The 20340-nt window shown below is 30.4% G+C and carries 21 protein-coding genes and 1 other annotated feature; of the genes, 14 read left to right on the forward strand and 7 right to left on the reverse strand.

The genetic code is table 11. The features are described from left to right. Positions 1 to 86 precede the first annotated feature (86 nt). Both C1I91_RS13285 and C1I91_RS13290 read right to left on the reverse strand, forming a co-directional pair. On the reverse strand, positions 87 to 689 hold the full coding sequence (locus C1I91_RS13285) for a DJ-1/PfpI family protein (RefSeq protein WP_128213317.1): 603 nt from the start codon (positions 687 to 689) through the stop codon (positions 87 to 89). Positions 690 to 893: 204 nt separating this feature from the next. Next, complete coding sequence (locus C1I91_RS13290) at positions 894 to 1820, reverse strand: AEC family transporter (protein WP_128213318.1); 927 nt, start codon at positions 1818 to 1820, stop codon at positions 894 to 896. 679 nt (positions 1821 to 2499) lie between these two features. Here C1I91_RS13290 and C1I91_RS13295 point away from each other — a divergent pair. Next, a complete protein-coding gene (locus tag C1I91_RS13295; RefSeq protein WP_128213319.1) occupies positions 2500 to 2748 on the forward strand; it encodes a TIGR04076 family protein in 249 nt (82 codons plus the stop codon). Positions 2749 to 2922: 174 nt separating this feature from the next. Beyond that, positions 2923 to 3363 (forward strand): YiiD C-terminal domain-containing protein, encoded by a 441-nt coding sequence (locus C1I91_RS13300; protein WP_128213320.1) that lies wholly within the window; start codon positions 2923 to 2925, stop codon positions 3361 to 3363. Between the two features lie 321 nt (positions 3364 to 3684). Here the strand turns inward: C1I91_RS13300 and C1I91_RS13305 are convergent, their stop codons facing one another. Continuing rightward, positions 3685 to 4929 (reverse strand): alpha/beta hydrolase family protein, encoded by a 1245-nt coding sequence (locus C1I91_RS13305; protein ID WP_128213321.1) that lies wholly within the window; start codon positions 4927 to 4929, stop codon positions 3685 to 3687. Between the two features lie 21 nt (positions 4930 to 4950). Next, positions 4951 to 5928: a mechanosensitive ion channel family protein gene (locus tag C1I91_RS13310; RefSeq protein WP_128213322.1), complete on the reverse strand. Its 978-nt coding sequence runs from the start codon at positions 5926 to 5928 to the stop codon at positions 4951 to 4953. 317 nt (positions 5929 to 6245) lie between these two features. On the opposite strand from C1I91_RS13310, the gene C1I91_RS13315 reads away from it, so the two are divergent. The 4 genes from C1I91_RS13315 to C1I91_RS13330 all read left to right on the forward strand — a co-directional run bounded on the left by C1I91_RS13315 (position 6246) and on the right by C1I91_RS13330 (position 10176). Beyond that, positions 6246 to 6617 (forward strand): SH3 domain-containing protein, encoded by a 372-nt coding sequence (locus C1I91_RS13315; protein WP_128213323.1) that lies wholly within the window; start codon positions 6246 to 6248, stop codon positions 6615 to 6617. Between the two features lie 286 nt (positions 6618 to 6903). After that, positions 6904 to 7155, forward strand: a binding site (T-box leader). 113 nt (positions 7156 to 7268) lie between these two features. Beyond that, positions 7269 to 8789: a lysine--tRNA ligase gene (gene lysS / locus C1I91_RS13320; RefSeq protein ID WP_128213324.1), complete on the forward strand. Its 1521-nt coding sequence runs from the start codon at positions 7269 to 7271 to the stop codon at positions 8787 to 8789. A gap of 229 nt (positions 8790 to 9018) precedes the next feature. Next, positions 9019 to 9585: a beta-class carbonic anhydrase gene (locus tag C1I91_RS13325; protein ID WP_128213325.1), complete on the forward strand. Its 567-nt coding sequence runs from the start codon at positions 9019 to 9021 to the stop codon at positions 9583 to 9585. An 84-nt stretch (positions 9586 to 9669) separates the two neighbouring features. Then, complete coding sequence (locus C1I91_RS13330) at positions 9670 to 10176, forward strand: hypothetical protein (protein WP_128213326.1); 507 nt, start codon at positions 9670 to 9672, stop codon at positions 10174 to 10176. Positions 10177 to 10480: 304 nt separating this feature from the next. Here the strand turns inward: C1I91_RS13330 and C1I91_RS13335 are convergent, their stop codons facing one another. Further along, a complete protein-coding gene (locus tag C1I91_RS13335) occupies positions 10481 to 11170 on the reverse strand; it encodes a GntR family transcriptional regulator (RefSeq protein WP_128213327.1) in 690 nt (229 codons plus the stop codon). 870 nt (positions 11171 to 12040) lie between these two features. Here C1I91_RS13335 and C1I91_RS13340 point away from each other — a divergent pair. From C1I91_RS13340 to C1I91_RS13355, 4 genes are all read left to right on the forward strand, one after another. Next, positions 12041 to 12760, forward strand: coding sequence for a metallophosphoesterase family protein (locus C1I91_RS13340; protein ID WP_128213328.1), 720 nt, complete (start codon positions 12041 to 12043; stop codon positions 12758 to 12760). A 188-nt stretch (positions 12761 to 12948) separates the two neighbouring features. After that, entirely contained in the window at positions 12949 to 13515 is a 567-nt protein-coding gene (locus tag C1I91_RS13345; RefSeq protein WP_128213329.1) for a GNAT family N-acetyltransferase, read from the forward strand. A 132-nt stretch (positions 13516 to 13647) separates the two neighbouring features. Beyond that, positions 13648 to 14247: a DUF986 family protein gene (locus C1I91_RS13350; RefSeq protein WP_128213330.1), complete on the forward strand. Its 600-nt coding sequence runs from the start codon at positions 13648 to 13650 to the stop codon at positions 14245 to 14247. 28 nt (positions 14248 to 14275) lie between these two features. Continuing rightward, entirely contained in the window at positions 14276 to 14797 is a 522-nt protein-coding gene (locus C1I91_RS13355) for a DUF6886 family protein (RefSeq protein WP_128213331.1), read from the forward strand. 355 nt (positions 14798 to 15152) lie between these two features. Here the strand turns inward: C1I91_RS13355 and C1I91_RS13360 are convergent, their stop codons facing one another. Beyond that, positions 15153 to 15992, reverse strand: coding sequence for a M55 family metallopeptidase (locus C1I91_RS13360; protein ID WP_128213332.1), 840 nt, complete (start codon positions 15990 to 15992; stop codon positions 15153 to 15155). A gap of 496 nt (positions 15993 to 16488) precedes the next feature. Here C1I91_RS13360 and C1I91_RS13365 point away from each other — a divergent pair, with 496 nt between their 5' ends. Then, a complete protein-coding gene (locus C1I91_RS13365; RefSeq protein ID WP_128213333.1) occupies positions 16489 to 17064 on the forward strand; it encodes an NUDIX hydrolase in 576 nt (191 codons plus the stop codon). On the opposite strand, the gene C1I91_RS28190 is transcribed toward C1I91_RS13365, so the two are convergent. Further along, complete coding sequence (locus tag C1I91_RS28190; protein ID WP_164880531.1) at positions 17061 to 17198, reverse strand: hypothetical protein; 138 nt, start codon at positions 17196 to 17198, stop codon at positions 17061 to 17063. The genes C1I91_RS13365 and C1I91_RS28190 overlap by 4 nt on opposite strands. Positions 17199 to 17859: 661 nt before the next feature. On the opposite strand from C1I91_RS28190, the gene C1I91_RS13370 reads away from it, so the two are divergent. From C1I91_RS13370 to C1I91_RS13380, 3 genes are all read left to right on the forward strand, one after another. Further along, positions 17860 to 18405 carry a hypothetical protein gene (locus C1I91_RS13370; RefSeq protein ID WP_128213334.1) on the forward strand — a complete coding sequence of 182 codons (546 nt, stop codon included), beginning with the start codon at positions 17860 to 17862 and terminating at the stop codon, positions 18403 to 18405. A 278-nt stretch (positions 18406 to 18683) separates the two neighbouring features. Then, entirely contained in the window at positions 18684 to 19655 is a 972-nt protein-coding gene (locus C1I91_RS13375) for a DUF5808 domain-containing protein (RefSeq protein WP_128213335.1), read from the forward strand. Positions 19656 to 19934: 279 nt separating this feature from the next. Beyond that, a complete protein-coding gene (locus C1I91_RS13380; RefSeq protein WP_128213336.1) occupies positions 19935 to 20306 on the forward strand; it encodes a four-helix bundle copper-binding protein in 372 nt (123 codons plus the stop codon). Positions 20307 to 20340 lie beyond the last annotated feature (34 nt).

The following is a 20340-nucleotide window of genomic DNA, read 5'->3' on the forward strand; positions in this document are numbered from 1 at the left end:
TTGTATGAGAAAGAATAAAAAGTTCTTCTATCTAAACCTTGCAACATAATAGCTTTAGAAAGCTTGAATTTCAGATTTCTATTTTATTATTTATGATTTCTATAGAAGATATAGTCTTCAGATCTTATGGGCTTTCTGATGCCGCTAAACCACTCTTCTCCGCAGTTAAAGTTTAATTTGCGTCCAATTTCTATTGCAAATTCCCTATAGGCAGAACCCATGGCCGTAATAATATTTCTATCAATTACAAGTGGAGCTCTTATTATATTTTCCTTATTAATAAAGTCATAGTGATCTATATCCTCTTCAAATAAACCAGCACAAAACTTTCTACCATTAAGGACTCCAGCTTTCGCTAGTAGAATAGGGGAGCTAGATATGCTCCCAATTACTATGCCATTTTTATCTTTAAATTGAGTAAAGAAATCAATATACCTTGAGTCCTTTAACACATCTGGAAAGCACCACATTCCAGGTAAGATCAAGCAGTCATAATCCTCTAATACAAATTCTGATAAGGTTTTATCTGGGATAAAGTGAAAGCCTTCCTCACTGTCAACAACGCTTCTATCTGCAGAGAAAACAATAATTTCTTTTGCAAAAGCTCTAAAAATTGCTGAGATTATGCTTATCTCATAATTACTAAACTGTGGGTATATAACTATTGCAGCCTTTTTCTTTTCGCTCATAAATATGTCCTCCTTTACTTTTACCAGGTTAGTAGAGTATAAATAAATCTAGCAGCTTATAACAAAAATTATATTTTTAAATTTTATTATAAAAATTAGAAATGAGTTTAAAATCTGTAACTTCATAATAAAAGTATATTTACAATTACTAAATTAAGAACATATGGCAAATTGGAAAAGTTATAAGTAAAGCTTCATTTTTAATCAGGTTAGGAATATAGCTACAATCAATGGAATTGTAAAAACAGACAGTAGTGTAGTTATAAATACTGACTTAGCAGCAAGCTCTACATCACCGTCGTATTGATTGGCAAAGAGTACAGCTATGTTTCCTACAGGCATAGCTAGGTTGATAAGTGCTACACCTAAAACCAATGGACTTGCTATAAAGTATCTTAGAATAGGGTAGGAAACTAAAGGAATCAATATCTGTTTTATAATTGTATAAGGGTAAATCCTCAATTCTGTAAATACTTCTTTAAGGTTAAGTTTGGCTAAAGTCGAACCAATAAGCATCATTGCCACTGGAGTTGTTATGTTACCTACCATGTCAAAGGAGGACTTTAATATGGGATGTACTGGAATTCTTAAAAAATAGATTATTATTGCAATGATTGAAGATATTATTCCAGGTGAAAGAAGACTTTTAGGACTTAAGGATACCTTGTTACTTGTACCATAATTAATAAGCATAATTCCAAAAGTAAACACCCATATATTAAATATCATATTAAACATTGAGGTATAAAATACAGCTTCATTACCAAAAATTGCTTTCATAACTGGAAAACCCATGAAACCAACATTTGAAAATACAGTCATAAACATATATAAACCTCTTTGGTGGCGGGGGATTCTCATTATTTTAACTAAAGCAAAACTTATTATTGGAAGTAGGGTAAATATTATTATTGATACTAAGAGAACAAATAATGCTTCATTAGTATTACTGTTTTGCTTAATTGAGCTTACTGAAGCCAGAACCAATGCAGGAGTGGTTACGTTAAGCAATAATTTATTAAGTTTTTGATTCAGGATATCATCAAAAATTTTTATCTTATTAAGAAAATATCCTAGTCCTAAAATAAGAAATAATTGTACCATTTGATTAATTACAACATTTATATTCATATTACTCCTCTTTAATACAAGCAGAATTTGCTGCGATTATTTTTATTATTAATATTTGCATGGCTGATAATCCCCAGAAACCGGGATTTTCGAACAAGTATAAGTTAAGTTTCGATATAGAAACCCTATATAGGGAACCAACTTCAACTATTACTTTATACATGCCATAAAATCGCCAGAAGCCACGATTTTATAACAAGTATAAAGTAAGTTTTCGTATAGGTTCCCTATAGATAATCCCAATTAAACATGTATGTAAGTATATATTTTTACTAAATTTTTAGTTAGTAAAAAGTTTAGATATAGTATAGGATGTTCTGATTTAAATATAAATAATGAAGCTATTTGAATAATTCAATTATTATTAATTCATTTTTAAAATTTATCTATGATTTATATTAACATTTTTATAAAGTATTTTCTAATAAAATACATAGACTATAGCAATTTATTTACTATGTGCTCTATAGTCCTACTAAATTAAATGAAGGAAATCAGATATTTTTATTCATTAAATACTTATTTTTAAAACACATTTTATTTTAATAAACTTATGACAAGAATGGAGCAGAGAATAAGTTAAAATGGATAAAGGTTGAAATGCAAAATTAGATATGTCAAAATTTACATATGATAAGTTTGTATAAGGTTAATTGTCTTTATGTAAAGGAGAGTTTGTATGTGCAAGGTTAAATTAACAATAAAAGAAAGCCACTGTAGAAGTGGGTATCATAAAAAAGGAGACATTTTTTTGGTTGAAGACCTTTGTCCGCCAATCTGCCATGAACTTTGGAACAGCATATATCCCAATGTTTATACCTTACTAAATGGAGGTACATTAGATTATGGAAATGTTAAAGCTAAGAAATTTGAAGTTAGATGTCCTGATAATGGGAAAGTTGTTATATCGGGCGAAGTAGTTGAGTAATAGTAAAACTGAGAAGTCAGTGAACTTGAACCTAATGCAAGTAATAAGGATAAGCTTAATAAGGCGAGTGTTATAGTTTATCCTTTGATATGTGATATCTAAAAATACACTTTAGATTATGAAGGCAATGAAAAATATATTCTTGATAGATTTTTAGAAAGTTTGGAGGAGACTATGAATAGACAGGAGTTTGAACAGTTCTTATATGATCATATTCCCATAACGGAGAAAATGGGATTTACAGTAGAGGAATTTACCAGTACTAAAGTTAAATTAGCAGCAAAGCTTGAACCTAATACGAATCATAAGGCCACAGCCTTTGGTGGCAGTATAAACTCCTTGATGACAGTATGTGGCTGGGCAATGGTTTTCGCTAATATAAAAGCTGTGGATGAGGAAGCTCATATAGTTATTCAAAAGAGTAATATTAATTATAAGGCACCAATAGATTTTGATTTTTCTGCAGAATGCGAGCTATATGATGAGGCTGAAAAAGAAAGGTTCTTTCAAACTTACCAAAAGCATAATAAAGCAAGACTGACACTTAAAGTTAAGTGTTGTAAGGAAAACAAAGTTTTTGCTGAGTATGAAGGACAATATGTTGTTTTTAAATAGCATATTAATTAGATTAGCTGAAATTTTGAATATTACTCACATGTTTATTCCAGTGAAAAATAGATAAAGATTATAACAATTTCAATATGGATAAATGTAGAGGTATGAATATAAAACATAAATTATAATAATTATACTATAAAAGGCTGTTGATAGTGTTCAACAGCCTTTTATAGAAATATTTAATTATAAAATCCAGTTTTGTTAGGAAAGTAAAGATGTACGACTTCGACCTAAAGTCTATTTTCAAAACTCCTCTTGGTTCTGAGAGGAGTTTTTGAAAATATAAATTTTGTTACCAAGTGGTACATCTATAACTTCTTACTCTATTCCTATATCGTCAATCATTAAGTTGCCCTGCTTGTCTTTATCGAAAACAAATTCAATTGATTTTAAGTTATCAGTATTAAAATTGCTATTGGCAGCCTTAAAATCCTTTAGAGGAATATTAAATACTTGAAGCACTGGTTCAAAGTCCCCTCCGAATCTTCCTTTAGTAAAGAAATATAGCTTGCTCATCTTCACTCCAATAGAAGGGTGAAGTATGTTGTAGTTTTCAAGTTTTACTATAGCTGAGTTTCCGTTTTTATCTGTGGCTTTTATTGTAAAGTATTTAGAGTCAAAGCTACCTTTTTTATAGCTAGCTTCATCATTGGAAGCCACTGAAAGAGATAATTTTGAATCTGTCTTTAGCTGTAAGGTCTTTAAGACATCTTCAGATAAATCAATTTTATAAGAACTATCGGCTTTCTTTAGATTAATACTCAAAACTGAGTTGTCTTGAAAAGCATTATTAGGATTTTTGAAACCTTGATTTTTTTCTGAGTAAGATAAGTTTCTACCGGATAAAGTAACACCTTTTAGGCTTCCTGTAGTTAAATCTTGATCTTCTTCAAAATTACTAATTGTTTTAAACTTTGAGTCTTGATAATCATTGATATAGGCTGATTTTGGAAGCCATTTACTTGCATATTGGTAGTTTTCAAACATAGGCTTATAGCTTTGATTATTTTTTAATGTTGTTTCTAAGAAAGCAGATATATACACTTTGGCAACCTCTTGCTGTTCTGAAGCTTTAAGTAATGGCTTTCTATCTAATAGCCATCCACCTATGGTTCCAGGGATATCTGTGTCTCCCCATACTGTATTGAACTGACCATGGTTTGCTTTATATATATAAAGTAAAGATTTAAAGTAGTCAGTATCCTTATCAAAGGAAACGTTATTGTATTGCCATCTTCCTGAGAAGTTAGAAACATCATCATCGTTTGCACCTTGTAGTAGTAGATAGTTCACATTTTTTATCTTTGTGAATTTGTCTGCTGGTCTATATTGTCCATAAGATGGAGCAATTGCTATAACAGATTTTATTTTATAATTAAACTTAAAAGATATATCTGAATTATCTGGGGATTTTGTAAGAGTATTAAACAGTGCAGCGGTAGTGACTGCATCGCCCCCTCTAGAGTGTCCCATTAAAGCTATGTTATCCATATCAACTTTTTCATAAAAAGGATTAGATTTATCTGAGTTAAATGAGGACCATGCATCTAAATGCTTTAGCATTAAGTAAGCTCTACCATCGTTTTACTTACCTATATCCATAAACATACCCATGTTAAGGAAGTTTTCATCTATTGATACTGCAATGTAGCCACGGCTAGCTAGTAATTTTCCAAGATAGCTATAACCTTCATCAGAATATTCTTCCATCATGTGATTACCATGCACCATAAGAACCAGTGGAAATTTGCCATTTCCTTCAGGGTACCAAACCCTACCATTTACAGGCATGGACTTATCATCGAAGCCCCAGTAAAGGGTCCTTAGTGAGGAGGTTAAGCCTTTATAATTCTCAAGAAAAGGTGATAGATCTACTGAATTTGTCTTAATATTTACGTCTTTACCATATTCATTTCTGTTCTTATCTTTACCACTACCGTAGTATAAGGTTTTTACAGAGTAAGTTCCATTTTTAGAAGGGTCATCAGCATTAAGTTCTAAGTTTTTTGTTTTTATGGAGGAAATATACTTATTCATGCTTGTATCTTCATCTCCAGGACTTCTAAGGTAAGAAACTAAACCTATATTTAAAGAAAAGGTAGCTATCAAAAGTATCCACGATATTATGTCTTTGAATCTCTTTTTAACTAATACTCCAATTGATAGTCCTAAGATTGTTTCTACAAATATTGCTATAATAGAAATCACTACAGAAAGTAATAGACTTACATAAAGTACAGAGTTCAAATAAAGCATTAATATAATAAAGGTTACAAATATTATTGGCATTAAAGGTCTTGCTACTTGTGAAAGTATTGATCTAGTCAGCCTAAATACTAATGATAAAATTAACATTATTAATAAGGCTAGTACAAAGATTACAAAAGCATAAACTAGGCTAGTTTTTCCATTAATACAACCAAAGGGAAGTGAAAGTGCTATTGCTAAAATTAATAATGTAAGTGTAATTTTAGGCATTATAAGAGTGCCTTTGAAATAATTACTCATAGAGTTTAGAGCGGTTTTCTGTTTTTTCTTAATTGAATTTAATAATTCTCTCATTGCTGCATCCCTTTCAAAGTTAAAATATTACAAGTTAAGCGACAAAATATAAGTTATTTTCCAATAATAGCATCAAGATACATACATGTCCATTTGTTCAATTTAGACTAAATGATAGAAAGTAGCATTAAAATATTGGTATATTAGTTTAATTTAGCTATAATTAACTTTAATGGGGAAGATAATTATTGATTTTGTGAATAATATATGAATTGAAAGATGTATCGATTATAGTGCTGTGTCAGTTTAGAAAAATGAATATTTCAGTTTTATAATTTTTTGAATTATTAGTTAATTAATAAAGGGGGAGAAATTAAATGAGATTTGAGGTTATTGAAGAACATAGGTACGAAAATAACAACCCACTTATAGTTAAAAGGGGGACAAGAATTAAGGTAGTTAGAAGGTCTAATTGGGGTGATGGCTGGATAAACTGGGCCTATTGTTGCACCATGGATGGAACTAGCGAAGGCTGGGCACCTGAGCAGATAATTCAGATAGAAAACGAAGAAGGTGTATTTTTAGAAGATTATTCAGCTAAAGAGTTTAATGTAGAGAAGGGAAGTACTGTTAAAGGAACAATTGAACTAAATGGCTGGATATGGTGTATAAGCTTAGACGATACTGAATCAGGGTGGCTTCCTAAAGATAAATTAAAAGCATTAAAAGGCTCACACACAATTATTTAATACATTAGCATATAGAAATAAAAGTATATGTGCAAAACCTTGTAGATCGGTATGAATAGATAATTTAAATTGCGACCTTTCTTAAGTGAGCTTTTTTTGCGCATCTGCCTTTCCGAATGAATATGAGGAAAATCTGGCAGGCGAATATAAATTGTTTTTTTACTGTTTACCCTAAATAGCTGTTCTAAAGCCTTGATATTGCTAGGTTTAGCTAACATAAAAAATTATAATTCCATATACAGTAAAAAAAGTGTTTACAAATTGGAAAAATAATATATATAATAAAATAAAGACTATGAAGAGAAGAGTAAATAAACTAAGGAATGTACAGAGAGCTCTATTTGGTGAGAATGAGTGAGGAATTGTTTATTGAAGAAGGTCTCAGAGTTTCGCACTGAGTCTAGTATTAGAGGTAGGCTGCGACGGTATAACCCGTTAAAGTTATAGAGTATATTTAACTATGTACTTGAAGAGGTTTATATGGCAACATATAAATAAACTGAGGTGGTACCACGAATTTATAACTTTCGTCCTCAAGATTAGTAATCTTGGAGGTGAGAGTTTTTTTATTTGCAAAAAAATTAGTAAAAACTACAGGTACAATGGATTTGAGTGGAATAAGATGCAAAATAAAAAAAGGTGGTAACGAAGATGTATAAAGAATTCGAAGAAGTACAAAACTTGGAAAAGGTAATGCCTGATTATAACGAATATGTTATAGAGAGAATTAAAAAATTAAATAAATTAGAGGAAGCAGGAATTAATCCTTATCCATATAGCTATAAAGCAACAACTCATACAAAGGATATTATAGATAATTTTGAAAATATAGCAGAAGAACAAGAGTTCAACTTAGCTGGAAGACTAATGCTTATAAGAAGGATGGGCAATGCGACTTTCGCTAATATCACAGATGAGAAGGGCAATATACAAGTGTTTTTTAGTAAAAAAATACTTGGTGCTGAAGCATATAATATATTAAAGCTTATAGATATAGGAGATATCATAGGCGTAGAAGGTACGGTATTTAGGACACAAACTGGTGAGATAACAATTAGAGCTACAAAGTTTGAATTGCTATCAAAGTCTATTAGAACACTTCCAGATAAATATCATGGTATTCAGGATGCAGATTTGAAGCAGCGTCATAGATCTTTAGACATGATAATGAATGATGAGGTTAAGAAAAGGTTTATAAACCGTTCTAGAGCGATAGCAGCAATAAGAGAATACCTAGCAGCAAAAGAGTTCATTGAAGTGGATACCCCAATACTAGATACTAAGTATGGCGGAGGAGAGGCAAAACCTTTCACAACTTTTGTCAATGCATTAGATTGTGAGGTTTATATGAATGTATCTCCAGAGTTATACTTAAAGAGATTAATTGTTGGTGGAATAGAGAGGGTTTATACTTTCGCAAGAGCTTTTAGAAATGAAGGCATAGACAGAACCCATTATCCAGAATTCAGCTTGTTTGAGTGTTATATGTCCTATGCTGATTATAATGATATGATGGAACTTATGGAAAACATGTATGAGTATGTTTTTAATAAAGTCAATGGATCAACAGAGATAACTTATGAAGGTGTGAAAATTGATTTTAAGGCTCCATGGAGAAGAGAAAAGATGTGTGATCTTGTAAAGCAAGATACCAATATTGATGTTGACAATCTTACTAAAGAACAAATTGTTAGGGAGATCTTAGAAAAAGGGCTATTAGAAGAAGAGCAAAAAGAAGGGCTTAACCTAGAAACAGCTTCAAAAGGTGAGTTAATAGTTACATTATTCGAAGCGTATTCAGAGAAGAAGTTAATTCAACCAACTTTTGTAATAGACTTTCCTAAAGAGTCATCACCACTATGTAAGGTCCACAGAGAGAACCCAGAGTTGATTGAAAGATTTGAACCATATGCTTATGGAGTGGAGCTTGGCAATGCTTATTCAGAACTTAATGACCCATTAAGACAAAGAATACTACTTCAAGACCAGGCTTCAAAGTTAAGGGCTGGACTTGAAACAGCAAGTCCTATGGATGAAGAATTTGCAGTGGCTATTGACACCGCAATGCCACCTACAGGAGGTCTTGGTATAGGAATTGACAGAATGATAATGTTCCTAACGGAAACTAGTACAATAAGAGAAGTTATCGCATTTCCATTGATTAAGAGATAATAGTTTTCTATTTTATAGCAATATAGAGACTGTAGCTAAGAAAGGTATTCCAGACCCTCCTTTTGATTATTAGTTTTTATATGTATATGATTATTTAACACTTTATTTATAGTGTAGATATGAAATAAACTACTTTTAAAGTTACACACTTAAAATTTATCATATTAGAATCAACAAACCGATTATGGTATAATTGACTAAAATATTATAGATACTTGGAGGGTTGATTTTGAGTAAGTTAGAAGAAATATTAGAATTTAATAAGGCTTTTGTTGAAAATAAAGAGTATGAAAAATATAGAGCAACAAAAAATCCTAATAAAAAGTTAGTTATATTATCCTGCATGGATACTAGACTTACTGAACTTTTACCAAAAGCTTTAAATCTAAAGAACGGCGATGTTAAACTTATAAAGAATGCTGGTGCTTCGATAATGCATCCCTTTGGAAGTATTATAAGAAGTATTGTGGTTGCTGTATACGAATTTCAAACAGATGAAGTCTTAGTAATAGGACATCATGGCTGTGGCATGAGCAACTTAAATGTAGACAAAACCTTAGAAAAGGCTATGGAAAGAGGAATTTCGGAAGATGTAATAGATACTTTAAGTAATTCAGGAATAGATGTAAAAAGGTGGCTTCGTGGATTTAATTCTGTAGAGGAATCAGTTAGAGAAAGCGTAGATATCATAAAGAGACATCCACTTATACCTAAAGATATAAAAGTCCATGGACTAATAATAGATCCTGAGACTGGAAAACTGGATGTTGTAGTCAACGGGTACGAATATTTATAAGAAATAAAATTTTTGTAATATTTTTCATTTATATGGGAAATATAACTCCATAATACCTAAATTGGATATATTATGGAGGGAAATATGAAAAGAATAATAAACTGCTTTTTAATTTTACTAACATTAATATTGAGTGTAGGGCCTATTCAATGTGAGGCTATTGATTGGCAATCAGAAGATAACCTTACATTATCTCCAGTACGAAGAAACTATGCAGATAAATACCCTATACCAATATTATTAAAATCAGAGCAGGTTGCTTCAAACAAAATTAAGATAACTTTTGATAGGGCGGTAGATAAAAAGTTAGGAGAAAATCCTGCTAATTACTGCGTACAAGACTTGAAGAATGATAGTCCTAGAGGAATTGCTACCATCGGAAAGAATGAAACAATAAGTGAGCAAAATACTCTTAGTGATAATTTCGTGAAAATACAAGCAACTAATAGAGCTAACTCACAATTTACATTGACTTTCAAAAATCCTATTCCTAAAAAAGAGCAATATAAAATTATGATATATAACATCTCAGTAAAGGATGCTCTTCCTTACAGAGGAGATAATGGAGCAGGTATGTTTGCAGGAAAATGATGAACAGTATAACAAAATATTAGGTTTATAATATAACCCAATATATTTTCTCTAAATTAAGCATTTATGTTAATAGCTTTTAATTGTATTACTGTTTATAGCAATAGCATTATTTTTAATAAAAGCTTCTGCAACTAAGGTATTGGCTATCAATTAAATATGAATAAAGCCATGCATAATATATAATTTTAAAATGCATTCTAGTTCAACAGGATTGCATTGAGAAAATGTTTATGCATGGTTTTTTTATTTGTAATATCTATAGTTTTTAACTATGATATAGGACCTTAGTCTATTATTAAAATTATCTTCTACAATAATATGTAAGTTTATTTTCTCTTGTCTTTGATAAGGAATATTCATATACTCGTCCATTTGTCAAATATCCAGTATTGGTAATCTGCATAACCATGGTATTAGAAGGGAGATCTAGTAGTCTGCTTTCTTCATCGCCTAATGTAATAGCACTTATATTTCTAATTCCGTGGCTAATCTTAAAATCATATTGAGATTCTATATAATTTAGTAGGCTGGATTCACAGTCTTTTATGGTTAGGTTTGAAAAAATAGAATAAGGCATATATATTTCCTCAATATGATCTAGAGTAGAGTTTACATAGCGGATTCTGATTATATGCCATGTCTTTGACTCACTGTCGATATTAAGATGATCACAAATTGATTCTGATGGATTTAGTAGTTCGAATTTGTGGACTATTGTTTTTATTTCATTTTCCTTATGTCTGTCAGATAGTGAGCCAATGAAGAAATTATAATTGTCATACTCAGTTATATCCATAACATAAGTAATGCCACTATAACTTTTTAGTAGATAATTTCTTTCTATCAAATGCTCTACAACCTTTCTTATAGTATGCCTATTGCAATCGTATTTGATTGAAAGCTGAGTTTCAGAGGGCATTTTAGAATTAGCAGGTATATCCCCAGATATTATCTTTCCTATTATGTCATCAATGATTTCTTTACTTTTCAAGATAAATCCTCCTATAGAGTACTGTGTAGTTTTCTATAGTATTATTGTAACTTTAAAATTTCCTATTTTGAAGTTTTTTAATAATTTATTTCTAGTTTTGTATAATAAAGCGAGATTTTAGAAGAAGATAGATTCTACATGTAAGAAAAGATGTTTTATTGTTAAGAAGTTAAAAGCTTAAATATAATAAAGACATAAGCAACTGAAAATTAGAGGCTTATGTCTTTATTATATTTTGTCTATTTATAAATTTGGTTATTGGAGATGAAGATGTACAATTTAATTAAGGATTATCTTCAAAACTATTTCTGGGGGGAGATAGAAACTTGAAAATAAAGTACATAAATTGTACATCTGATAAACTATAATACGAAATTTTAGTTGGTCTTTATACAGTTGAAGTAAACGTATGCAATTATTCCTTGAATATCTGTTGTTTCTTATCCTAAGCTGAAGTAGCTTAAAAGGAATTGTAATTCTAGTTTAAAGTTAATGTTATGACAAGTGGCTATAAGTTGTAAACTTTTAATCACCCCCTGTAACTATCTGGAATATTAGCACAATATATATATTCTATATGTAACTTTAAAATCCTTCTTTGTAAATAAAAAAATATATATTTAACATAAAATAATAATTGGTGAAAACTTAAGATGTACCAATTATTTCTTAATCATTAGTGTTGCATTTTATTGTAAAAAAATATATATTGTAGTAATGTGAGCTGTTTTACTATAATAATTTGGTTATTATTTATAAAATTTGATGTTAAATTATAAGGTTTTAATAAAAATAAGTTCTTTAATATTAATAGTAAACCACAGTATATGTGTAGTCAGATGCTACTTTAAATTTAAGAGGTGAAAAATTATGGATAGAATAGCAATAATATCAGATATACATAGTAATATGCCGGCATTAGAAGCTGTACTAGCAGATATAAAAGAAAGAGGTATAAAAAGAATCATTTGTTTAGGCGATTTGGTGGGAAAAGGAGCAAACCCCAAGGAAGTAGTTGATATTATTAGAAATACTTGTGAAACTGTTGTGAAAGGTAATTGGGATTACTTGGTTGCAGAAGTAGCTGATGGAGAAACTATGAAGTGGAATAACATTAGACTGGATGAGGAGCAAATAGATTTTTTAAAGAACTTACCTTTATACATAGAGTTCTATATAAGCGGCAAGTTAGTAAGGATGTGTCATGCAGCGCCTAATGATGTGTTTCTAAGAATTAGATCAAACTGTACTGTTGAGGAAAAATCAGTGCTTTTTAATCCACCAAAGAATGGAGCCAAAGAATGTGATGTTTTAATATACGGGGACATACATGTTGCATATATACAAAATTTTAATCAAAAGACCTTGATTAATGTTGGAAGCGTGGGAGTTCCACTACAAGTGTCACAAGCTTCATATGCCATACTAGAAGGAAAGCTTGATGAAAGAACTGAAGCTCCAATTTCATTTACATTAGTAAGAGTTCCTTATGATGTTGAAAAGGCAGTTAGAGATGCCAAAGAAGCAAAGGTACCTAATTTTGAAAAGTATTCTCATGAACTGAATTATGGACAGGTTTATAGACCTTAGCTTATGGTAGAAGATTTAATTAAAGAGCGAAGAAACTTTATAAAAGTATTGGATAAAGAGAGGTTGGAGAAATACCTGGTTTCTATAAAAGAGATGTAAATGAGCATCTTATGATGAAATTAAAGCATAGCTAATTAATAAATAGTAGGGTTTATAAAGGTTATTATTATATGTAGAGGGTAATTTTTATGAGTATAGAAAGAAGTTCTAGTTTAGAATTATATAATGATAAGATTTGTCTAAGAGATATGAATGAAGGGGATATAGATGATTATATTACCTGGAACACTATTGAAACGGAGTGGCAGAATTGGGATGCTCCCTGGGAGAAAAAAGAAAAAGTTGATGTAGAGGATCTAAGGGAAAAACTGAAATTAAGACTAGAGGTTGAACCTCCTAAAAGCCGTAGAAGATTTGAGATATGTAAGCTTGACGGAATACACATAGGTTGGGTATCTTCATACTATATAAATGGCGATACTTCAAAACTTGCAGTAGGCATTGATATACCTAGTGAAAGATACAGAGGAGAAAAATTAGGGAAGGCAGCTCTGTTATTATTCATAACATATAAGTTCGAAACAGAGGATATTGAGCATATATATACAGAAACCTGGTCAGGCAACCATAGAATGATAAAATTAGCTGAGAAATTAGGTTTTCAACTGGCTGAAAAAGAAGAGAATTCTATTAGCTTTGATGGACAAACTTATCATGGACTGACTTTTAAGCTTGATAAGACAAATGTTCTTTAGCGTTTTTATTGATGAATATATAAAGTTTATCAAAAAAACTAATTTTAAAAATATTTTTATTACAAAAAGGTTGCTTTTATGGCGAGCAATGGCTTTAGAAACTAATTGATAAATAGAGTATAGGAGAGAAAAATGAGTAAATGGAAGAAGCGATTATTAATTTTATTAAGTTTAATTTTTCTAGCTGGTATAATTCCAGGAATAGTAATAAGTAAATTAGAAACAAAAGGGCAAAGTAACATCTTTAAAATACTAGCATTGATATTCTCAAGTATAGCTTTCGTCTGCCTTATGTGGGATATAATAAGTACAATTATGATAAGAAAAGATATTGGTGAAAGTAAATTTAAGTTAGTAGCGAAGACGAAAAAAGGACTTAAAGCTATGTTACTATTTTTTATAATCCTTTTTTTCATTGAACTACTGATTGTAATTTTTTCTAAAGATATTAGCAACTTACCATTATGTATTTTGATGCTTATGCTTGTTGCAAATCAGGCATTTCATTTTGCTAGCGAAAATTGTATTGTAGAGAATGGGATCATCAACTGGGGCGTTTATCACCGTTGGGAAAATATTAGAAAATACAAAATCGGTGATAATTGCTTGGTAGAGTTTGATATAACAAAAAAAGGGTTAGGGGTGGAATTGGAAAATAGAGCAAGTTTCTACTGTAATGAAGAGGAAAAAGAAGCTGTTGAAGAGTTTTTAAAAATAAAGTGTAAAAGTTAATGCAATTACTATTGGAGGAGATCATATTATGAGGTTATTTCATGTAAGTGAAGAGAGTGACATTGAAGTTTTTAATCCACGAATTCCAAGTAGAACTGACTTAGATAATACCAAGGGCCTAGTGTGGGCTATAACAGAACAGTGTTTACCTAATTTCTTAACTCCTAGAAACTGTCCTAGAGTTACATATTATAAGACTGAAGATTCTAGTGCTGAAGATGTTGAAAGATACTTTTCTTCAAAGTCTTGCAGCCATGTACTTGCTATAGAACATAAGTGGTTTGAAGTAATGAAAAATACTACTTTATATCTTTATGAATTTGAAGATACAAATTTTTATCTTCAGGATGAAACCGCTGGTTATTATGTAAGCGAGACAGTTCAAGTTCCTATACAAAAGCTTGTAATAACCAACTTATTTGATGAACTCATCAAAAGAAATGTAGAGATAAGAATAGTGGACAACTTGTGGGACCTAAGAGATTGCATAGTCAAATCCACCTTAAGCTGGTCAATGTGCAGGATGGGATACGCCCAATTGCGTAAATAAAAGATAGAAATATGGCTCCTGTCAGAATTATTAATTATAAAAAGATGTAGTTTTTTATAGCGGAGCCCAGTAATATAAAAGGTTTATAGCAGATTATTATAGGGAACCAACTTCAACTATTAATTTATACATGCCATAAAATCCCCAGAAGCCGGGATTTTATAACAAGTATAAATTAAGTTTTAATAAAGGTTCCCTATAGTATGTATAACTTAAGCTTGGTAAATCAGGCGTACTTAATATATTTGATGTATATGGTAATGTATTAAATAAATGTTGTTGAGTAAAAACTGGAGTTTTTAAGGGGAAGTCCTAGCAACATTTTATTAATACATACCAATAGGTGCTAAAGTATTTAAATATCTGATTCTATGTACTCTCTAACGAAGTCAAATATCTCTAGACCAATTTCTATGGAGGGTGCTTCCCAAGTAGCTGTAGTTTTGCTAAAGCTTCCTTTCCAACTGAAATTATCAGGTGTTTTATAATGAAAGCCATCTAGTAGAGACATAGAGAAATTAAAAGGAGGCTCTAATTTTGTATTTTCTATATTGTCTCTATTTTTTAATGCTTCTAAAACTCTAGTTTTAATAATTTCGTAGGTTTCTTTATAAGTAGGTTTGTAATTGCTTTCTTTATCCTTAACCACTATTGTTGCAACATTTTTGGAAAGCTCTTTGGCTTCCTGCATGGAAGCTTTACAGCCTATATTAGCCAGATATTTTGTATCATAGAAGTTTAATACTGAAAATCCTATCTCAGCAATATGCATACCATTTAATAGGATTTCTTTTATTGGTGGGCTTTGAATGGTATGTGGAAAGAAAGCGTTCTTTTCACCATATCTAGAATGTTGGCCTATAGTAATAACACCAAAAGGCTCCCAGATAGCTTGACCTCTTATTCTTCTCCAATAAAAGCATCTATCAGGAGTATCAAATAATTTTGCATTTGCTGGTAACTTATCGATTAATATGTTGTGTTCTGGATTACCTGCAAAATGGCCGTCATATATTAATATCTCATCAATACCAAATTCATTAGCAGCCTCGCATACTGCTAGAGTATCGGAAGTTAGACATTCTCTGCCATAACTTCTCCATTCATCACTACCGTGGAGCATGGCTAAACGGTTTTCTTCAAAAATTCCTGAAGCACCTTCCATGTCTAACATTAAGATAAGCTGTTTCTTCATTTAACTCACCTCATTAAATATAGATTTTATCATAAAGATAAATTATGGTAATATAAAATCACTCTATAATTATACCATCATATACAAAATATGTATCTATCGCTGAAAGAATATGACCTGTATATTATAAGTAAGCTGCAAATAGCTCAAAAGTCTGAGATTAATTTAAGTAGACGTAAAAGCATGTAATTTGTAGAATATTGAATTTGCAATATTAAAAGGGTATAATTCTTGTATAAATTATGATAGTCGGTTAAGATAAATAATTTTAAAGGTGTATCAATTTTATAAGAAATATATTTTAAAAACTCCTATGGTTTTTGAGAGGAGAGTTTGAGAATATAAGTTTTATTAAGGAGTGGTACATCAATTGGTTAAGATGTAATAATCACAAAAGATAATGATGATTAAAAGTCTTGGAAATATATAAATTTAATTATAGAAAAGTGAATGTGTATAGTTTGTTGCTTTAGTAAAGCTTAAGGAGATAGATAATATGAACTTTAAAGAAGATATTTTTTCATATGTTCCTAAAAATGAGCAAGAGATACAAGATAAGAAGGTAATAATTGATTATATAAATCAATTTCCTGATAATATATTGCTTAGGGATAATGAGTTTGCGCATATTACAAGTTCTGGTTTTATAATGAATAGAGAATTAAGCAAAGTTCTAATGATTCACCATAATATAAGAAATGCATGGGCTTGGACTGGGGGACATGCTGATGGGGATGGCGATTTACTTCATGTTGCAATAAAAGAAGCAAAAGAAGAGACCGGGATAAGTAGCGTTTTTGCTCTATCAAAAGAAATTGCTTCACTAGATATATTGCCTGTATACGGACATGTAAAGAAAGGCAAATATGTTAGTGGACATCTTCATCTTTCAGTTGCTTATATACTTATTGCAGATGAGAAGGAGAATCTAGTTATAAAAGAAGATGAAAACAGTGGAGTAGAGTGGTTTCCTGTAGATAAATTCACAGTACAGTATTTTTCTGAAAATGATGTTTATCTATACAACAAGCTAATAGAAGCAGCTAAGGAAATGAGTAAAAATAAAATTTAATATAAAGCTCTGTTAAAGTAGCGTGTTGAAATTAAGTGGTCAGTCATCCGATGCTTAGATGAGCTTACGCAAAGAATTAATATGATTTTGTCATATTCCATGGCTAAAACTGTAAACTCACTACGTTCGAACATACAGTTTTACTCTTTATTTAACCATTCACTCTTTATAAATCCTATGTATCTTAATATTAAGTATATTAAGAATGCTATTAAAATAAAGAGTAAAAAGAGAGAATATGTCGCCTGCCAGAATTTCTTCACATACGTTCAGAAAAGGCAGATGCGCAAAAAATCACTAATGGAGAACGTATTAGTGATTTTTAAAGCCATTCCATCTGAAAAAATCATTTAATTCTAGTTGCTCGCTCATATAGCATCTCCTTCATAACCACTTAATTCCAACAATATTATTAAACATAGCCTAATATAAAAAAAGAGCAGGTGCTTATATAAAATGTTACTTGATATAGATAACATTTTAATATGAACACATGCTCTTTTTTACTGTTAATACCATTTATACAAAAAACTAGCGAAACCTAGCGCTATCAAGGATCTGGAGAAGCTATTTAGGGGAGCAGTAAATAAAATTATGTCGCCTGCCAGAATTTAATCACATATGTTCAGAAAAGTCAGATGCGAAAAAAAAGGTCACTTCAGCGACATTTTATGAGTCTAAGGATTGAAGTTGTACAGCTTTAAACACATATTTAAATGATTATTGAATATAATAAATAACTAGTATATTTTGTAATATTATTTTACTACCGCAAAGTATTTACAAGGAGTGAAAATGGGAAGACCAAAGAAAAAACACTTATTCTTTTTACCTATAGCAATTGTTCTTGTAGTAATTTATTATTTTTCCATTACGGTTAATATGTCAAATAATACTTCGGCTAAAAGAGGGATAAGAAATTATATAAATAAAAGTTCTGAGGATAGCGAGGTAGAAATTCTAAGTTCCATAGAGTTAGGCAATAAAAGATATGTGTTAACTGAGCTGGATAATAGATTATTTTTGCTAAAAATGGACTTTAAAATATTTAACAGATACAGAATTAGAGCTGCAGACAGCTATTTTGGAAGTGAAAAGGTTGAAGTTGTTGAAGAAAATAAAAAAAAGTATCTTATATATTACGGAAAGATAGACAATCCGAGAATTACTACAGTTGTGATTAAAATAGATTATAAGCCTTATAAAGTGAAGCTTGAAGGAAACAGAAATGTAATAGGATACTGTATCGTTGAGAATTCACTTTCAATAGGAGATGTAATAGCAACCTATGATTATTATGATGACAAGGGTAATCTTATAAATAAGGGCTCTTCTATATAAAATACTATCACTTAAAATCTAAAAAAGTTAATAATTTTAGTTATATTGGTAAATATTAATATACATAGTGATATATTTGCATAACAATTTAATTTTAACAATATTATTAAGCATAGCCTAGGTAAATAAGATATTAGGATTAAATGTTAGATTAAGATTTAATAGGCTACAGAGTGATTATATATCAATATATATAATTCTTACATATAAATTAGTGTTTTTATAAAAACCTGAAAAAGGCTAAATTTAAATAAAGCTAAGTTTGGGGAGATGAAGTTATGAGTAATATAGTATTTATAGTGTTTCTATTGGTTCAATTAGCGTTTTTAATATCGATTTTAGCATCTTTAAAAGCAGCGTTAGATCCCTGTAATAATAGTGTTCTTGGTGTAACATTACCAAAGGATAAGATAAATTATAATAGCGTACAGCAGATAGAATTTTTATATAACAAAAATATAAATTCTCTAGCGGTAGTTTCAACCTTACTATTTGTTCCTGAACTATTGTTTAAGATAGATTTTCAGGGATATCCTTCGCTTATAATTACATACTTCTTTATCTGGATAGCATTTATTTTAGTTGCATCAAGAAGAGTTATATATTCTGCAAATAAAAAGCTGAAGGCTTTGAAGCACAATAATAATTGGGAGCTTGATAAAACCTTTAATAATTTAGATAGTATTGAAGAAAGAAATGGGAAGGGTAAAGTGAAAAATTTTTCCTATGATGAAGATGATTTGTGGCCAAATGGGTTAGATTATTACAATCCAAGTGATGATAGCATTATAGTACCAAAGAGAGTGGGTAATGGAAAGACACTCAACTTAGGAAATAAAGCAGGTAGAGCCATAGGATTAACATCCTTAGCATTAGCAATACTATCTGTTGGCGGATTATCTTTATTTTTTCTAATAACAGATTTTTATACTCCATCGATTAATATAGAGGGAGATAAAATAGAGGTAAGCGATCTTGCTTACAGTACTGTTTTCAAATCCAATGACATAAAGGATGTAGAACTTATAGATGATGTTCCTATAGAAAGTAAAATAGATGGTGCATTAACTTCAAGCTATGCAAGAGGGGAGTTTAATGTAAATTCTTACGGTACAGGAAAGTTGTATATATATAAGAAAAAGTCTCCGTATATACTTATAAAACTTAAAGACTCTTATATAATATATAATGAAAGCGATACAATTAAAACAAACAGTATTTATGATAAACTTAAGGCTCAGGTAAAATAATTTGTGTAAGTATTTTTCTGAAGCCCTAATTATGTTGAAGTTGTTAATTCAACATGGTTAGGGTTTTGATTTGTTAATTCTTAATAAAATTATATTGCAGATAAAGTTGTAGGCAAATATGATTAGAAGACTCAAATAAGCGATTTTATTTACATTTTTCTTAGAATATTTAAAATAGCTAAAGGGAAATTTAATTTTGTATCATGGTCTTAACATAAAGTTTTGCTTGTAAAACATTAGACTAACACTTTTAATATATCTACAAAGGAGGATACAAACATGTCAGCAACAGTAGAAGTACCAGTAATATCTCTTATTCAAGGAGGAAATCCTACTCAGAAATGCATAGATTTATGTGTAAAGTGCTCGCAAATTTGTCAAGAATGCTTTAGCATGTGTCTTCAAGAAGCAGATGTAGAAGCTAGGGGAACATGTATTAAAACTCTTCAAGATTGTGCTGAAATTTGTTCCACAGCAGCCTGTCTTATGGCAAGAGGAAGCGGATTTTCAAAGGAAATTTGTCAGCTTTGTGCATCAGTTTGCCAAGAATGTCAAAATGAATGTAGAGAGTTTAAGGATGAACATTGTCAGGTATGTGCTCATGTATGCAGTGAATGCGCAGCTGAGTGTACAAAAATGATCAATATGTAAAGCCTAATAAATGTAAGGCTTAGATTGCTGTAGA

Source organism: Clostridium manihotivorum (genome assembly GCF_004015185.1).
GTDB classification, from domain to species: domain Bacteria; phylum Bacillota; class Clostridia; order Clostridiales; family Clostridiaceae; genus Clostridium_AR; species Clostridium_AR manihotivorum.

Coding starts and splice junctions, on each gene's coding strand:
- C1I91_RS13285 (WP_128213317.1), bottom strand. CDS start 689: ATGAGCGAAAAGAAAAAGGCTGCAATAGTTATATACCCACAGTTTAGT.
- C1I91_RS13290 (WP_128213318.1), bottom strand. CDS start 1,820: ATGAATATAAATGTTGTAATTAATCAAATGGTACAATTATTTCTTATT.
- C1I91_RS13295 (WP_128213319.1), top strand. CDS start 2,500: ATGTGCAAGGTTAAATTAACAATAAAAGAAAGCCACTGTAGAAGTGGG.
- C1I91_RS13300 (WP_128213320.1), top strand. CDS start 2,923: ATGAATAGACAGGAGTTTGAACAGTTCTTATATGATCATATTCCCATA.
- C1I91_RS13305 (WP_128213321.1), bottom strand. CDS start 4,929: ATGCTAAAGCATTTAGATGCATGGTCCTCATTTAACTCAGATAAATCT.
- C1I91_RS13310 (WP_128213322.1), bottom strand. CDS start 5,928: ATGAGAGAATTATTAAATTCAATTAAGAAAAAACAGAAAACCGCTCTA.
- C1I91_RS13315 (WP_128213323.1), top strand. CDS start 6,246: ATGAGATTTGAGGTTATTGAAGAACATAGGTACGAAAATAACAACCCA.
- lysS (WP_128213324.1), top strand. CDS start 7,269: ATGTATAAAGAATTCGAAGAAGTACAAAACTTGGAAAAGGTAATGCCT.
- C1I91_RS13330 (WP_128213326.1), top strand. CDS start 9,670: ATGAAAAGAATAATAAACTGCTTTTTAATTTTACTAACATTAATATTG.
- C1I91_RS13340 (WP_128213328.1), top strand. CDS start 12,041: ATGGATAGAATAGCAATAATATCAGATATACATAGTAATATGCCGGCA.
- C1I91_RS13345 (WP_128213329.1), top strand. CDS start 12,949: ATGAGTATAGAAAGAAGTTCTAGTTTAGAATTATATAATGATAAGATT.
- C1I91_RS13350 (WP_128213330.1), top strand. CDS start 13,648: ATGAGTAAATGGAAGAAGCGATTATTAATTTTATTAAGTTTAATTTTT.
- C1I91_RS13355 (WP_128213331.1), top strand. CDS start 14,276: ATGAGGTTATTTCATGTAAGTGAAGAGAGTGACATTGAAGTTTTTAAT.
- C1I91_RS13360 (WP_128213332.1), bottom strand. CDS start 15,992: ATGAAGAAACAGCTTATCTTAATGTTAGACATGGAAGGTGCTTCAGGA.
- C1I91_RS13365 (WP_128213333.1), top strand. CDS start 16,489: ATGAACTTTAAAGAAGATATTTTTTCATATGTTCCTAAAAATGAGCAA.
- C1I91_RS28190 (WP_164880531.1), bottom strand. CDS start 17,198: ATGTTCGAACGTAGTGAGTTTACAGTTTTAGCCATGGAATATGACAAA.
- C1I91_RS13370 (WP_128213334.1), top strand. CDS start 17,860: ATGGGAAGACCAAAGAAAAAACACTTATTCTTTTTACCTATAGCAATT.
- C1I91_RS13375 (WP_128213335.1), top strand. CDS start 18,684: ATGAGTAATATAGTATTTATAGTGTTTCTATTGGTTCAATTAGCGTTT.
- C1I91_RS13380 (WP_128213336.1), top strand. CDS start 19,935: ATGTCAGCAACAGTAGAAGTACCAGTAATATCTCTTATTCAAGGAGGA.